The sequence below is a fragment of the Streptomyces sp. NPDC104096 genome (genome assembly GCF_055584385.1).
This window is the reverse complement of the sequence record NZ_JBVJMD010000017.1, coordinates 135734-150993: the sequence shown is the minus strand read 5'-3', so window position 1 is coordinate 150993 and position 15260 is coordinate 135734. Positions and strand designations below refer to the sequence as shown.

General features: G+C 73.0%; 12 protein-coding genes. 9 read left to right on the top strand and 3 right to left on the bottom strand.

Features of this window, described 5'->3' with window-relative positions:
* Positions 1 to 345 precede the first annotated feature (345 nt).
* From ACZ60B_RS19795 to ACZ60B_RS19780, 4 genes are all read left to right on the top strand, one after another.
* Positions 346 to 1620 carry an aspartate kinase gene (locus tag ACZ60B_RS19795; RefSeq protein WP_162468479.1) on the top strand — a complete coding sequence of 425 codons (1275 nt, stop codon included), beginning with the start codon at positions 346 to 348 and terminating at the stop codon, positions 1618 to 1620.
* Entirely contained in the window at positions 1620 to 2687 is a 1068-nt protein-coding gene (locus ACZ60B_RS19790; protein WP_469388581.1) for an aspartate-semialdehyde dehydrogenase, read from the top strand. Before ACZ60B_RS19795 ends, ACZ60B_RS19790 begins: the two co-directional genes overlap by 1 nt.
* Before the next feature lie 416 nt (positions 2688 to 3103).
* Positions 3104 to 3760, top strand: coding sequence for a SigE family RNA polymerase sigma factor (locus ACZ60B_RS19785; RefSeq protein WP_469388579.1), 657 nt, complete (start codon positions 3104 to 3106; stop codon positions 3758 to 3760).
* A gap of 116 nt (positions 3761 to 3876) precedes the next feature.
* Positions 3877 to 4908 (top strand): hypothetical protein, encoded by a 1032-nt coding sequence (locus tag ACZ60B_RS19780; RefSeq protein WP_469388577.1) that lies wholly within the window; start codon positions 3877 to 3879, stop codon positions 4906 to 4908.
* Between the two features lie 106 nt (positions 4909 to 5014).
* On the opposite strand, the gene ACZ60B_RS19775 is transcribed toward ACZ60B_RS19780, so the two are convergent.
* Entirely contained in the window at positions 5015 to 5797 is a 783-nt protein-coding gene (locus ACZ60B_RS19775) for an SURF1 family protein (RefSeq protein WP_469388575.1), read from the bottom strand.
* 173 nt (positions 5798 to 5970) lie between these two features.
* Between ACZ60B_RS19775 and ACZ60B_RS19770 the strand changes: the two genes are divergently transcribed.
* Positions 5971 to 7797 carry a S9 family peptidase gene (locus tag ACZ60B_RS19770; RefSeq protein WP_469388573.1) on the top strand — a complete coding sequence of 609 codons (1827 nt, stop codon included), beginning with the start codon at positions 5971 to 5973 and terminating at the stop codon, positions 7795 to 7797.
* A gap of 30 nt (positions 7798 to 7827) precedes the next feature.
* On the opposite strand, the gene ACZ60B_RS19765 is transcribed toward ACZ60B_RS19770, so the two are convergent.
* Entirely contained in the window at positions 7828 to 9789 is a 1962-nt protein-coding gene (locus tag ACZ60B_RS19765) for an NAD-binding protein (RefSeq protein WP_469388598.1), read from the bottom strand.
* 195 nt (positions 9790 to 9984) lie between these two features.
* On the opposite strand from ACZ60B_RS19765, the gene ACZ60B_RS19760 reads away from it, so the two are divergent.
* From ACZ60B_RS19760 to ACZ60B_RS19745, 4 genes are all read left to right on the top strand, one after another.
* The gene (locus ACZ60B_RS19760; protein ID WP_469388572.1) at positions 9985 to 11058 is read left to right on the top strand and encodes a permease; all 1074 of its coding nucleotides are present in this window, start codon (positions 9985 to 9987) and stop codon (positions 11056 to 11058) included.
* Positions 11055 to 11939, top strand: a complete 885-nt coding sequence (locus tag ACZ60B_RS19755; RefSeq protein WP_469388570.1) for a TIGR03943 family putative permease subunit — start codon at positions 11055 to 11057, stop codon at positions 11937 to 11939. The genes ACZ60B_RS19760 and ACZ60B_RS19755 overlap by 4 nt, the downstream gene beginning before the upstream one ends.
* Positions 11940 to 12062: 123 nt before the next feature.
* The gene (locus ACZ60B_RS19750) at positions 12063 to 13286 is read left to right on the top strand and encodes an amidohydrolase family protein (protein ID WP_469388568.1); all 1224 of its coding nucleotides are present in this window, start codon (positions 12063 to 12065) and stop codon (positions 13284 to 13286) included.
* A gap of 155 nt (positions 13287 to 13441) precedes the next feature.
* Entirely contained in the window at positions 13442 to 14368 is a 927-nt protein-coding gene (locus ACZ60B_RS19745) for an FkbM family methyltransferase (RefSeq protein ID WP_469388567.1), read from the top strand.
* 61 nt (positions 14369 to 14429) lie between these two features.
* Here the strand turns inward: ACZ60B_RS19745 and ACZ60B_RS19740 are convergent, their stop codons facing one another.
* Entirely contained in the window at positions 14430 to 15200 is a 771-nt protein-coding gene (locus ACZ60B_RS19740; RefSeq protein WP_469388565.1) for a glycosyltransferase family 2 protein, read from the bottom strand.
* Positions 15201 to 15260: the final 60 nt, after the last annotated feature.

Sequence of the window (15260 nt, the reverse complement as noted above, 5' to 3'; positions counted from 1 at the left end):
ATCGGGGCGACCCTCCGCCTTGCGATCGCACGCACCAGACGCCGCCGGGCCCGCCCTTCGGGCGGACGACGCTACTTTCGAAACACGCCCTAGGGCGCGTCGGGGCGGGGATCCCGGCTCCGCCTCCGGGCGGCCGCCCGGTCGTCCCTGCAAGCTGGATCACAGTCCCCCGCCGGTGTGCCGCGGGTGTCAGCGGGCAGGGAGCTTCCGGGTGCGAGCGAGCGGCCGGACATCTCACCATGCGATACCGCGGAGGTGAAATTCGGGCGCTCGTTAGACTGAGCCGACCCCGCAGTACACCGGCGTATGTGCGGGAAATCAGACAAAACTGAGCGAGGAGCGCACGTGGGCCTTGTCGTGCAGAAGTACGGAGGCTCCTCCGTAGCCGATGCCGAGGGCATCAAGCGCGTCGCCAAGCGAATCGTGGAAGCGAAGAAGAACGGCCACCAGGTGGTCGTCGTCGTTTCCGCGATGGGCGACACGACGGACGAGCTGATCGATCTCGCCGAGCAGGTATCCCCGATGCCTGCCGGGCGTGAGTTCGACATGCTGCTGACCGCCGGAGAGCGTATCTCCATGGCACTGCTGGCCATGGCGATCAAAAACCTGGGCCACGAGGCCCAGTCGTTCACCGGCAGCCAGGCAGGCGTCATCACCGACTCGGTCCACAACAAAGCCCGGATCATCGACGTCACGCCGGGCCGGATCCGCACCGCGCTGGACGAGGGCAACATCGCCATCGTCGCCGGCTTCCAGGGTGTCAGCCAGGACAAGAAGGACATCACCACGCTCGGGCGCGGCGGGTCCGACACCACGGCCGTGGCCCTGGCCGCCGCACTCGACGCCGAGGTCTGCGAGATCTACACCGACGTCGACGGCGTGTTCACCGCCGACCCGCGGGTGGTGAAGAAGGCGAAGAAGATCGACTGGATCTCCTTCGAGGACATGCTGGAGCTCGCCGCGTCCGGCTCCAAGGTGCTGCTCCACCGCTGTGTGGAGTACGCCCGCCGTTACAACATCCCGATCCATGTGCGCTCGTCCTTCTCGGGACTTCAGGGCACCTGGGTCAGCAACGAGCCGAAGCAAGGGGACAAGAAGGTGGAGCAGGCCATCATCTCCGGTGTCGCGCACGACACCTCCGAGGCCAAGATCACGGTCGTCGGTGTGCCGGACAAGCCGGGCGAGGCCGCCGCGATCTTCCGTACCATCGCCGACGCCCAGGTCAACATCGACATGGTCGTGCAGAACGTGTCCGCCGCCGCGACCGGCCTGACGGACATCTCCTTCACCCTGCCGAAGACCGAGGGCCGCAAGGCCATCGACGCCCTGGAGCGCAACCGGTCGGGCATCGGCTTCGACTCGCTGCGCTACGACGACCAGATCGGCAAGATCTCCCTCGTCGGCGCCGGGATGAAGACCAACCCGGGTGTCACGGCGTCCTTCTTCGAGGCGCTGTCCGACGCGGGGGTGAACATCGAGCTGATCTCCACCTCCGAGATCCGCATCTCGGTCGTCACGCGCGCCGACGACGTGCCGGAGGCCGTCCGCGCGGTGCACACCGCCTTCGGTCTGGACTCCGACAGCGACGAGGCCGTCGTCTACGGAGGCACCGGCCGCTGATGACCGCAACCGGTCGCTCCGGACGGCCGGCGCTGGCGGTCGTGGGAGCGACCGGCGCCGTCGGCACCGTCATGCTCCAGATCCTGTCCCAGCACGCGGACATCTGGGGCGAGATCCGTCTGATCGCCTCGCCGCGCTCGGCCGGCCGCAAGCTGGCCGTGCGCGGTGAGCAGGTCGAGGTGGTGGCCCTGTCGGAGGAGGCCTTCGACGGGATCGACGTCGCCATGTTCGACGTGCCCGACGAGGTCGCCGCGCACTGGGCCCCGGTCGCCGCCGCCAGGGGCGTGGTGGTCGTGGACAACTCCGCCGCCTTCCGGATGGATCCCGAGGTGCCGCTCGTGGTGCCCGAGGTCAACGCGCACCGGGCGCGGGTGCGGCCGCGCGGGATCGTCGCCAGCCCGAACTGCACGACCCTGTCCATGATCGTGGCGGTGGGCGCGCTGCACGCCGAGTTCGGGCTGCGCGCGCTGGCCGTCTCGTCGTACCAGGCGGTGAGCGGCGCCGGGCGGGCGGGCGTCGAGACCCTGCGGCGGCAGCTCTCCCTGGTCGTCGGCACCGAGCTGGGGTCCGGCCCCGGTGACGTGCGCCGGGCCGTCGGGGACGACACCGGACCCTTCCCCGAACCGGTGGCCCTGAACGTCGTGCCGTGGGTCGGATCGCTGCGCGCGGACGGCTGGTCGTCGGAGGAGATGAAGGTGCGGGACGAGTCCCGCCGCGTCCTCGGGCTGCCGGAGCTGCCCGTCGCGGTGACGTGCGTACAGGTCCCGGTGGTGACCACGCACTCGCTCACCGTGCACGCCGGCTTCGAACGCGAGGTGACCGTCGGGCGGGCCCGGGAGATCCTCGCCACCGCACCCGGGGTCGTCCTGTACGACGACCCGGGCGCCGGCGAGTTCCCGACGCCCGCCGACGTGGTCGGCACGGACCCGACCTGGGTCGGGCGGGTGCGCCGGTCGCTGGACGACCCCACCGCGCTGGAGCTGTTCGTGTGCGGGGACAACCTGCGCAAGGGCGCCGCCCTCAACACCGCGCAGATCGCCGAACTGGTGGCGACCGAGCTCGGCTGAGCCTGCCGGCCGCCGGGGAAAATGCCTGGCGGCGGCCATCTTCTTTGTACTATCCATGTGTCGCGTGTGTGGTTCGTGTGACACGAGTGGGGCTGGACCAGTGGTCCGGACCACTGGAATCATGGAGCCCGCACGACCGAGGATTTTCTCCCCGTTCTCCGCAACCGCGCCGAGGGCGGGGAGCGTCTTTGCGGTCGCCCTTCCGGGTGTGGGGCGTGTGTGATCCAGGCGTGGGGACACCGTGGCGCGGGAGTGGGGACGCCCGCGTATGGACATAGGGGAAGAGCGGGACGCATGAGGGCAATCGAGACAACGTTCGTTGTGCTGCCTGACGCGAGACCGTCGGCCGGCACGGCCGACGCGAAAGTGACGCCCGGCACGTACAACCCTCACCGGGGGGAACGTGTCCAACTGGCGTGGCAGAGGTACTCGAACTCCCAGCGGCGCCCCGCGGCATCGTGCTGCGCCCGCCCCGACCGCCGCGCATGCCCGGCGGCATGCCGGTGATCTCTCCCGTGCCCGCAGCGCGGCCCGCCCGCATCCCGAGCCAGCGTGACGGCGCCGACGACTCCGTGGCGGCCGGCACCACCGTCGACCACCTCACCGAGACCTACCGCACCCACTACCGCTCGCTGCTCGGGCTCGCGGCGCTCCTGCTCGACGACACCGCCTCCTGCGAGGACGTCGTCCAGGAGGCGTTCATCCGCGTCCACTCGGCCCGCAAGCGGGTGCGCGATCCGGAGAAGACCCTCGCCTATCTGCGGCAGACGGTCGTCAACCTCTCCCGCTCCGCGCTGCGCCGGCGCATCCTCGGCCTCAAGCTGCTCTCCAAGCCGATGCCCGACATGGCGAGCGCCGAGGAAGGGGCCTACGACCAGCTGGAGCGCGATTCCCTGATCAAGGCGATGAAGGGCCTCCAGCGCCGCCAGCGCGAGGTCCTGGTGCTGCGCTACTTCGCGGACATGACCGAGGCCCAGGTCGCCGAGGCGCTCGGCATCTCGCTGGGCTCGGTGAAGGCGTACGGGTCCCGTGGCATCGCGGCCCTGCGCGTCGCCATGGAGGCGACGGCGTGAGGGAAGAAGCCGAGGGCAGGGACTCCCATGAGCGGCACGAGCCGTACGCGTGGCACGAGCCGATGACGTCACCGCACGAACAAGGATCGAAGCAATCGCACGCTGGGAACGGAACCGTGAACCACAGCCCTGACGAAAAGAGCCCGGCCGGGCTCGACTCGGGCGAGCTGGCGCTCCGCAGCCTGCTGCACGAAGCCGTCCGGGACATCGAGCCGCGCGACGGCACCCTGGACCACCTGCGGCGCGCGGTACCGGCGCGCCGGGCGCGCAAGCGGCAGGCAGCCGTCGGCATGGCGGCCGCCGCCCTCTTCGTCGGCACCGCCGTCCCGGCCCTGCTGCACGTCTCCTACTCCGGCGGCTCCGACGCCGACCCGTCGATCGCGGCCGACAGCTCCCAGGCGCAGGGCGCCACCTCGGGCAAGGGCCCGGACGGCGGCTCCAGCATCTCCGGCGGGACCGGCGGCAAGACCTCGGGCAGCGGCCAGGACGCCACCGAGGACACCGGCCAGAGCAAGGACCCCGGCACCGCCACCGCGTCCGCCGACCCCTCGGCCACCGACACGCAGACCGTCCCCGTCTGCGCGGCCGGCCAGCTCGGTTCCAGCAGCGCGACCGCCGAGGTCCCCGACTCGGCCGGTGTCGTCTACGGCACCTACCGGGTCGCCAACGTCTCCACCAAGGGCTGCACGGTCGGCGGGCCCGGCAGCGTCGCGCTGCTCGCCCAGGGGGCCGCGGACGTCACCAGGATCACCGTCGTGGAACATGCCGCGGGCGACGCGGCGGCCGGGCTGCCCGACCCGTCGCTCTACGTCCCCCAGCTCACCATCGCGCCCGGCTCCGCCTACGAGGTGAAGTTCGCCTGGGTGCCCTCCGCGACCTGTCCCACCACCGGCGCGGGCAGCGGCACCGACAGCGGCGGCACCACCCCCGCCCCGAGCCCGAGCCCCAGCGGAGCGAGCGCCGCGTCGGGCTCCGCCACCGGCGGCGACACCGGCACCTCCGCACAGCTGCTCAGGGCGGACGGCACGGCCGACGGCAGTGTGGTCGTCTCGTACACCCCGGAGGCGGGCTCGCCGACGGCTTCGGTGACGGTGTCCAACGCCTGCGCGGGCACGGTCTACCGGACGGGCGTGCTGGCAGCGTCGTAACGGCGACGGCGACGGGCGCGGGATCCGGCGTAGCCGAGGGCCGTGCGGGCCCGGCGCGGGATCCGGTGACGGCGGGCCGCCGGGGAGCTCCTCGGCGGCGGCCCGGTCAGACGGCCGCCGGCTGCTCCCCCTCGGGCAGCAGCCCCAGCTCCGCGTCCCGCGCGAACTCCACCTCGCGGCGCAGCAGCCGGAACCACATGAAGACCACGAAGCCGGCGAACACGAACCACTCACCGGTGTAGCCGAGGTTCTGGAACGCCTTCAGATCCAGCCCGGTGTCCGCAGCGGCGGCCGCGGGCACGGCCTTCATCCCCGAGTCCCCCCGGTTCAGCGTGACCCAGGCGTCGTACACGTCGTACGGCACGAGGTTCACCAGGGACGCCGCGCTGATCGCCGCCGTCTGCCCGGCGGGCAGCCCGCCGCGCGCGCTGACGCCGTTGTCCCCGGGGGTCTCGGACGCCTGGAGCGCGCCGGTGACGGTGACCTCGCCGGCCGGCGGGGCCGGGGCCTTCGCCGGGTCGGCGGTACCGGGCAGCCAGCCGCGGACCACGGGCAGGGCCTTGCCGCCGTCGGTGCGCAGCAGCGTCAGCACGTAGAAGCCGTCGTGGCCGTCCAGCTCACGGCCGGGGACGAGGAGCTGTTCGCCGTACCGGCCGGTCGCGGTGACCTGGTCGCCGGACGTCTCCTTGTCCACGGGCAGCAGTCCGGCCAGCGGCCGGGCCGCCTGCGTCCGGTCGGCCGAGGCCTGCGCGCCCGCCTCGCGGTGGTCGGCCACCCGGGACTCGAACCGGCTCAGCTGCCAGGAGCCCATGAAGACGCAGAAGGGGATGGCCAGCAGGACGAAGAGGTTGATCCCCCACCAGCGGGGCGTCAGCAGGAACCGGTACACACCGACCACGGTACGGGGCGCCCGTGCGCGGCCGGTCGGCGGGGGAGCGGCCGGCCTCCCGGCGGGGGGAAAGGTAAGAGAAGCGGAGCGGAACGGTAAGGGACTGCCTGAAGTTGTCCACGGCCCGGGGGCCTCGCCGGTGGATCGGCGCGCGGGACGGGCAGTATGGGGCCATGACTGAGAGCAACGGGTCCGTCTCGCCGGATCAGCAGGTACAGCGCGAGGAGATGCCGGACTGGGAGAAGCGCTTCCGGGCGCCGCGGGTGTCGCTGCCCGACTGGGCGGAGGACGCACCGCACCGCTCCTTGTTCGTGTCGAACGCGACCGGGACGTACGAGCTGTACGCCTGGGACCGTTCGACGGACGAGCAGCGTCAGGTCACGGACCGGCCGAACGGCACGACCGACGGCGTGCTCTCCCCGGACGGCGCCTGGATCTGGTGGTTCGACGACAAGGACGGCGACGAGTTCGGCGTCTGGCGCCGCCAGCCCTTCGGGGGCGGCGAGGACGAGCTCGCCGCGCCCGGTCTGGACCCGTCGTACCCGGCGGGCCTGGCCCTGGGCAGGGACGGCCGCACGGCCGTCGTCGGCCGCTCCACGGACGACGACGGCACGACCCTGCACCTCGCCCGGGTGGGCGAGCCCCCGGTGGAGATCTACCGGCACCGCGAGTCGGCGGGCGTCGGCGACCTCTCGCACGACGGCTCGCTGATCGCCGTCGAGCACACCGAGCACGGCGACGCGATGCACTCGGCGCTGCGGGTGCTGCGCCCCGACGGCACGGCGGTCGCCGAACTGGACGACACCGAGGGCGGCACCCGGGAACTGGGTCTGGAGGTGCTCGGCTTCGCCCCGGTCGACGGCGACACCCGGCTGCTCATCGGCCACCAGCGGCGCGGCCGCTGGGAGCCGCTGGTGTGGGACGTGGCCACCGGCGGCCAGAGCGACCTGATGCTGGACCTGCCGGGCGACGTGAGCGCCGAGTGGTACCCGGACGGCAGCGGGCTGCTGATCGCGCACGGCTTCGAGGCGCGCAGCGAACTCTTCCGCTACGACCTCGCCACCGGCGCGCTGGAGCGGATCCCCACGCCGCCCGGCACGGTCTCCGGGGCGACGGCCCGCCCGGACGGCACGGTGGAGTACCTGTGGTCGTCGTCGGCCGAGCCGTCCACCGTCCGCTCGACGGGCGGCGGGGTGGTCCTGGACCCGCCGGGCCTGAAGTCCCCGGGCTCGGTGCCGGTCGAGGACGTCTGGGTGGAGGGGCCGGGCGGCCGTATCCACGCCCTGATCCAGAAGCCCGCGGGCGCCACCGGCCCGCTGCCCACGGTCTTCGACATCCACGGCGGCCCGACCTGGCACGACAGCGACTCCTTCGCGGCGGCCCCGGCGGCCTGGGTGGACCACGGGTACGCGGTGGTCCGGGTCAACTACCGCGGCTCGACCGGCTACGGCCGGGCCTGGACGGACGCCCTCAAGCACCGCGTCGGCCTGATCGAGCTGGAGGACATCGCCGCCGTCCGCGACTGGGCGATCGGCTCCGGCCTGGCCGACCCCTCCCGGCTGGTCCTCACCGGCGGCTCCTGGGGCGGTTATCTCACCCTGCTGGGCCTCGGCGTCCAGCCGGACGCCTGGACCCTGGGCATCGCCGTGGTCCCGGTCGCCGACTACGTCACGGCCTACCACGACGAGATGGAGGCCCTGAAGGCGATGGACCGCACCCTGCTGGGCGGCACCCCGGAGGAGGTCCCGGACCGCTTCGAGGCGTCCTCCCCGCTCACCTACGTCGACCGGGTCGAGGCCCCGGTCTACATCTCGGCGGGCGTCAACGACCCGCGCTGTCCGATCCGCCAGATCGAGAACTACGTCAAGCGCCTGGAGAGCCGCGCGGCGGTGCACGAGGTGTACCGCTACGACGCCGGCCACGGCTCGCTGGTCGTGGACGAGCGGATCAAGCAGGTACGGCTGGAGCTGGAGTTCGCGGAGAGACACCTCGGCGGCTGACGGCCGTACGGAGGCGGGCCCGTCCGGCAGTCACACCCCGTCCTGCCTGCGGGTCCGCCGCCCCAGCAGCTCCGCCATCCCCCGTCGCGTCGCCGCCAGCACCACCCGGTCCTCGGCCCCCAGCACATAGGTGTCGGGCAGGTTCCACACCAGCCCCGACTCACCCTGCCGGGCCTCGGCGGGTCTTGAACCCGCCTGCGAGGCCGGCCTGGCGTCAGCCGTTCCGGACCCCGCCGGCACGCACGACCCCGTAGGGTCCAGGGCCAGCACGCGCCAGGCTCCCGCCCGGAACGCCTCGGCCACCGTCTTCCCCGCGAGCTGCGGATGGTCGCCCACCCGCACCGCCGCGAACAGCAGCACCCGTCGCTCCACCGGGATCGCCCCCAGGATCTGCCGCCCCAGCATCGCCCCGGCGAAAGCGGGCGCCGCCAGATGGGAGACGCTCCGGCTGCGGGTGAGCGCCTGGGGGTGCGCGGCCCGCAGGGTCCGGAACACGGCGGTCGAGAAGTCGTCGTCGTACAGCCGCAGCACCACCCGCAGATCGGGCCGCAGGGCCCGCGCGTACAGCACCGCCTCCAGGTTCGTGGTGTCCGAACTCGTCACCGCGAGCAGCGCGTTCGCACGATGGATCTTGGCGGCCTCCAGGACCCCCTCCTGGGTGACGTCCCCCAGCACCACCGGCACCCGCAGGCGCCGGGCCAGCGCCAGTCCCCGTGCCTCCGGTCCGCTCTCCACGCACACCACGGGGATGTTCAGTTCGCGCAGCCGCTTCAGCACCCGGGTGCCGATCTTGCCGAGTCCGAGGAGCACCACGTGCCCGCTCATCCCGCGCGGCGGCTTGCGCAGCGCGGACGCGCTGCGGAACGTGCCGAGCGCCTCCAGCACCGCCGCCAGCAGCACCGGCAGCAGCAGCAACCCGACCAGTCCGGACAGTAGTTGCAGCACCTGCCGTTCGGTGGACGCCCCGATCGCCGGGTCGTCGATGGCGAAGAGGTCCAGCAGCGTGAGATACAGCGCGCCCAGCGGATGGATCCCGGTCGTCAGCCACAGGGCCACCGCCAGCGCCAGCACACAGACCGCGAGGCCGGCCAGCGACAGCCGTAGCTGACGCGAGAACAGCGAGGTGAACGGCGGTACGACGCCCCTGCCGAGGCCGGCCGACGCCGATACGGGCGGCACGGTGTACGACACCTGCTCCAGCACGACGGTCCCGCGCCCGGTGGCGGCGCGGACCGCGGCCGCGTCGGGCAGCAGCTGCGGTTCGTGCTCCCCGGCGATCTCGGAACCGCCCGTGCCCGACGGGTCGTCGATCGCCGGGGACAGCAGGGCGAGCGTGGCCAGCCCGGGATCGGCCGTCCGGCCGGGCCCCGGCGGCGGCCGGTCCACCGCGCGCAGCAACAGCCCGTCCGTCTGTACGACCTTGGTGGTGCCGGCGACGGCGGAGGCCACCAGCGCGGGCGCCGCGGTGTCGGCGTCGGACAGCACGATGGTGGAGGCGTCGCCCAGGCCCGCGGTACCGTCCGCGGCGGCCGCCAACGCGGCGGTCTGGTCGAGGAGTTCCTCGATGTGCTGGCCCAACCGCCAGTTGTACAGCCGCAGCACGAGCCGCAGCCGGGGGTTGAGTCGCCGGGCGGTGAGGGCCGCGCGGATGTTGGTCTCATCGTCCTCGTACACCAGCGCCAGCGCGGCCGCCTGCGCCACGCCGGCCTCGGCCAGCACGACCTCGGACGGCTCGTCAGCCGTCAACGTCCGCTCGCGGCCGCCGGGTTCACCGCCGGAGCCGCCGCCGTTGCCGTTGCCCGAGGCCCGGTTGACCGCCGCGCTCACCACCCGGTCGAGCAGCGCCGCCGACACCGCCCTGGCCCGTTCGACCGCGGGCGCCCGGGTCGTACGCTGCGCGGGCGGGACGACGAGCGTGACCTGCTCCTCGTACACCCCGCGCAGCTCGGCGGCGAGCCGGTGCGCGAGCCCGTCGTCGCCGCAGACCACCATGTGCGCGCCGACGTCCGTCGGCAGACCCTGATTCGGAACGCTCGCCACGAGTGAGAAGACTGCCTCACCGGGACGGATGGTTCCAGACAGGACCTGAACACCGCTCCCCGCGGCCGCGTAGTGAAGAGGGGAGCACACGGAGCATGTGGAGCACGCGGAGAACGCGGAGAGCGCGGAGAACGGAGGTGCCCGACCGTGGCGATCACTGACACGGCCCCGCCGGGAGCCGAGGACGGTGCCGGTGCCGGTCCCGATGCCGGTCCCGGTCCCGATGCCGGTCCGGGTCCCGATGCCGGGCCCCGCGAGCCGGAGCGGGAGGGTCGTCGGCCCGACTCCACCCTCGTGCTGACGATGCTCCTGCTGGTGCTGGTGTTGTTCCAGGGCCCGCTGCGCCGGGCGCTGTCCGCGCCGGTGATGCAGAGCTGGACGACGGTGTTCGTGGCGGTGGTCGTCCAGGCCCTGCCCTTCCTGGTCCTCGGCGTCCTGCTGTCGGCGGCCATCGCCGTCTTCGTGCCGCCCTCCTTCTTCGCCCGCGCCCTGCCGAGCCGTCCCGCGCTGGCGGTGCCCGTCGCGGGGATGGCGGGTGCGGTGCTGCCGGGCTGCGAGTGCGCGTCGGTGCCGGTGGCGGGCGCGCTGGTGCGCCGGGGCGTCACCCCCGCCGCGGCCCTGGCCTTCCTCCTCTCCGCCCCGGCCATCAACCCGATCGTGCTGACCGCGACGGCCGTGGCCTTCCCCCGCGACCCCGAGATGGTGCTGGCCCGCTTCGTCGCGAGCCTGGTGGTGGCGTGTGCGATGGGCTGGCTGTGGCAGCGCCTGGGCCGTACCGACTGGCTGCGGCTGCCCGCGCACGCGCCGCACCACGGCGAGACCAGGGGCGCGGCGTTCTGGGGTTCGGTCCGCCACGACGTGATGCACGCGGGCGGTTTCCTGGTGCTGGGCGCGATGGCGGCGGCGACCCTGAAGGCGGTGGCGCCCGCGAGCTGGCTGCGGACCGCGGCCGACAACCCGGTGCTCGCGGTCCTCGCCCTGTCGGTGCTCGCCGTGCTGCTGTCGATCTGCTCGGAGGCGGACGCGTTCGTGGCCTCCTCGCTCTCCCAGTTCTCGCTGACGGCCCGCCTCGCGTTCCTGGTCGTCGGCCCGATGATCGACCTGAAACTGTTCGCCATGCAGGCCGGCACCTTCGGCCGGGCCTTCGCCCTGCGCTTCGCCCCCGCCACGTTCGTCCTGGCGATCACCGTGGCGGTCCTGACCGGGACGGTGCTCCTGTGAACCGCCTCGCCCAGGCAGCCGTCCTGTTCCTGCTCGGCGCGGCCCTGCTGCACGCCGGGGCGACCGACCTCTATCTGCGCTACGTCAAGGCGGGCCTCCAGCCGCTGCTGCTGGCCTCGGGCGCGGTGCTGATCGCGGCGGCGCTGGCGACCGCGTGGTACGAGCGCCGCGCGGCGAAGACGCCCGCGGCGGCGGAAGCGGCGAAGCCGTCCGCGACGGCCGCTGCCGCCGGGACCGCGAAGGCACCCGCTGCCGCCGGGACGCCGAAGGCACCCGCGACGGTCGGAACGCCGGCGGAGGCCTCCGCGGCCGGAACGTTGGGGGAAGCCTCCGCGGCCGAAGCCGCTCACGGCGACCTCCATGGCCACGTCCACCGCGAGCCCCGGGTCGCGTGGCTCCTGATCCTTCCCCTGCTGGCCCTCATCCTGGTCGCCCCGCCCGCCCTCGGCTCCTACAGCGCGACCCGCACGGGTACGGCCCTGCAGGAGCCGCTCGCCTATCCGCCGCTGCCCGCGGCCGACCCGCTGCGCCTCGGCGTGGTCGACTACGCGGGCCGGGCGGTCTACGACCACGGCCGTACCCTCGCCGGCCGCCGGATCCAGCTCACCGGCTTCGTGGCCCTCGACCGCGACGGCACCCCGTACCTGGTCCGGATGGCCCTCAACTGCTGTGCCGCGGACGCCCAACCGGTCAAGGTCGGCCTGACCGGCCACATCCCGCCGGTCCTCCAGCCGGACACCTGGCTCCGGATCACCGGCACCTACACCGCCCGGCGGACGAAGGACCCGGTCAACAACGGTCCGATCCCGTTCATCGAGGTCATCGCGGCGAAGCCGGTGGCGGTGCCGCACGACCCGTACGACGAGTCCTGGAACACCTGACACGGTCCGCAGGGGCCACGGGAGGGAACCGTCCGGCTGCCCCTTGCGGTCGAGGTGAGCACCACCTAACTTGAACTGACGGACCGTCAGATTCGTTGGTGGGTCGGCAGTGAGGGGTTGGTCATGGTCGGCAAGGACGGCGGCACCGCGGAACTGCCCAGGGTCATCAGCGTGGACGACCACGTGATCGAGCCCGCGCACCTGTTCGAGACCTGGCTGCCGAGCCGGTACCGGGACAAGGGGCCGAAGCCCTTCACCGCCGGGATCGGAGACCTGGCGTACGTCGGCGGGAAGTACCGCTTCACCACCGACCCGGACGGCCAGCCGACCGACTGGTGGGAGTACGAGGGCGAGATCTTCCCGTACAAGCGCATCATCGCGGCCGTCGGCTTCTCCCGCGACGAGATGACCCTCGACGGCATCACCCGCGAGCAGATGCGCCGCGGCTGCTGGGATCCGAAGGCCCGGCTCGCCGACATGGACCTCAACCACGTCGAGGCCTCGCTGTGCTTCCCGACCTTCCCGCGTTTCTGCGGTCAGACCTTCGCCGAGGCCCGGGACAAGGAGGTCGGACTCGCCTGCGTGCGCGCCTACAACGACTGGATGGTCGAGGAGTGGTGCGGGGACAGCGGCGGGCGGCTGATCCCGCTGTGCCTGATCCCGCTGTGGGACGTGGACCTGGCCGTCGCCGAGATCCGGCGCAACGCGGCCCGCGGGGTGCGGGCGGTGACCTTCAGCGAGATCCCCACCTATCTCGGGCTCCCCTCGATCCACTCCGGTTACTGGGACCCGTTCTTCGCCGCCTGCGAGGAGACCGGCACGGCCGTCAACATGCACATCGGCTCGTCGTCGCAGATGCCCGCGGCGTCCCCGGACGCGCCCCCGGCCGTCCAGGCCGCGCTGAGCTTCAACAACGCCATGGCGTCGATGATGGACTTCCTCTTCTCCGGGGTGCTGGTGCGCTTCCCGCGGCTGAAGCTCGCCTACAGCGAGGGGCAGATGGGGTGGATCCCGTACGCCCTGGAGCGCGCCGACGACGTGTGGGAGGAGCACCGGGCCTGGGGCGGAGTCAAGGACCTGATCCCGGAGCCGCCCTCGACGTACTACTACCGGCAGATCTTCTGCTGCTTCTTCCGCGACCGGCACGGCATCGAGGCCATCGAGACCGTGGGCGTGGACAACGCGACCTTCGAGACGGACTACCCGCACGTCGACTCGACCTGGCCGCACACCAAGGCGGTGGCGCAGGAGCACGTGGCGGGCCTGCCGGACGAGGTGACGTACAAGCTGCTGCGGGGCAACGCCATCCGGATGCTGGAGCTCCCCTTCGACCGGAACGAGACCTGAGCCGGGCGGTTCACCGGGTCCCCGCACGGGCAGGCACCAGGCAGCCGGCGGCGCGGGCCGCGCCACCGGGTTCCGACCGATCCGACGGGAGTGTGGATGACGGTCTCCGTCGACCCCGGCCTCTGCTACCGCTCCGCCGAGGAGGGCGCGCCCCGATGAGCGGTGGTCCGGTCGCGGAGCTGCTGGTCACGCTCGGCCGTCACTACGTACGTCACGCCCCCGGCTCGCTCGGCAAGGGACGGCTCGCCGCCCGCCACCTCAACCCCCATCTGCGCGACCATCCGCGCCGACGCGTCGTCGAGACCCGCTCCGGAGCCCGGTTCGCGGTCGACACCCGGGACCTGATCCAGCGCTACCTGTATCTCTTCGGGGTGTGGGAGCCGCATCTGACGAGCTGGCTGCGGCGCAGGCTGCGGCCGGGCGACTGCTTCGTCGACGTCGGCGCCAACGTCGGGGTGTTCAGCGTGCTGGCCTCACAACTCGTCGGTGACACCGGCCGGGTGGTGGCGATCGAGGCCTCCCCGGACTTCCACCGCCGGCTGTCGCAGCAGTGCCGGCTCAACGGCTGCCGCAACGTCCGCGCGGTCAACGCGGCGGTCTCGGACGGTCGTCGGACCCTGACCTTCGTCCTCGCCAGCTCCGCCAACACGGGGGCGAACAGCATCGTCCCGTACGACGGTCCGGCGGAGTCCACCTTCGACATCGGGGCCCGCCCGCTGCCGGAACTGCTCGAACCGGCCGAGATCGCCGCCGCCCGGGTCGTCAAGATAGACGTCGAGGGCGCCGAGGGCAGTGTCGTACGCGGCCTGGCCCCGCTGCTGGACCGGCTCCGGCCCGACGCGGAGATCTGCGTCGAGGTGACTCCCGAGCGGATGGCCGCGCTCGGCGACTCCCCCGGGGAGCTGCTGCGGACGATGACCGACGCGGGCTTCCACGTCTACCGGCTGGCCAACGACTACGCCGCCGACAGCTATCCCGCCGCGCTCGGCGGAAATCCCGGCGTCGCGGTCCGCCTGCGCGGCCCGGTCACCGCCGAGAGCGACCTGGTCTTCTCCCGGGTGGACGCGGAGACGCTTCCCTGACCGAGCCGGCCTCCGCGCCCGCACGGAAACCCGCGCGGGTGGCCGGCTCGGCGGCCGGACGTCAGTCCGCGGCCGGATACCCCCACCGCAGCCCGGCCAACGCCCTCGCCCGCTGCTCCACGACCGCCATCCGGGCGGCCCGTTCGGCCGGGTCGGTATGGGCCGCCTGGCCGGTCGCCTGGCCCTCCCACTTGCGGTACAGCAGCCCCACCGCCGAGGAGAACCAGCCCCGGCTCACGGAGTTCAGCGCCAGCAGCAGACCCGTGTCCTCGGACGCGGGCAGTGCCATCCAGCCGCCGAGGGCGAGCAGCAGTTCCCGGCGCACGCAGAGCGTCGCCGGATGCACCGGGGCGCGGAAGTCGTTCGCCTTCCAGAAGTCGAGCACGGTGCCGCGCTCGACGGGTCCGTCGTCGGGGTCGCCGGGGAAACCGGCCGTCGAGCCGTCGGGCAGCACGTCCAGGGCCCGGGACGTCGTCCAGCCGATGCCGGGATCGGCTTCGAGGACCGCCAGGTCGCGGGCGAGGGCCCCCTCGGCGAGCCGGTCGTCGGCGTCCAGGACCTTCACGTACGCGCCGTCCGCGCGGGCCAGGGCGATCGTGCGGGCGACACCGGGGCCACCGGGCCGGCCCTGCCCGAAGTCGACCCGAGGGTCGTCGGGGACGTGCCGGCGGACCGCGTCGGTGCGGCCGTCCTCCTGGATCAGCCAGTGCCAGTCCCAGCCGCGCGGCAGCCGCTGCTCGCACAACGACCGGTACGCCTCCGGCAGGAACCGGGCCGAGGGCGGGTGGACGGCGGTGACGATGACGACGCGCCGGTTCACCGCGGCACTCACCACCTTTCCGGGGATCCGGACGCGAGGGTCCGGACGGGCGGGGAAGGCACGGGCCGGGGG

What these genes read in the sequence shown, in the direction of transcription:
- ACZ60B_RS19790 (WP_469388581.1), top strand. Translation starts at nt 1,620, where the DNA reads ATGACCGCAACCGGTCGCTCCGGACGGCCGGCGCTGGCGGTCGTGGGA.
- ACZ60B_RS19770 (WP_469388573.1), top strand. Translation starts at nt 5,971, where the DNA reads ATGACTGAGAGCAACGGGTCCGTCTCGCCGGATCAGCAGGTACAGCGC.
- ACZ60B_RS19765 (WP_469388598.1), bottom strand. Translation starts at nt 9,789, where the DNA reads ATGGTGGTCTGCGGCGACGACGGGCTCGCGCACCGGCTCGCCGCCGAG.
- ACZ60B_RS19750 (WP_469388568.1), top strand. Translation starts at nt 12,063, where the DNA reads ATGGTCGGCAAGGACGGCGGCACCGCGGAACTGCCCAGGGTCATCAGC.
- ACZ60B_RS19745 (WP_469388567.1), top strand. Translation starts at nt 13,442, where the DNA reads ATGAGCGGTGGTCCGGTCGCGGAGCTGCTGGTCACGCTCGGCCGTCAC.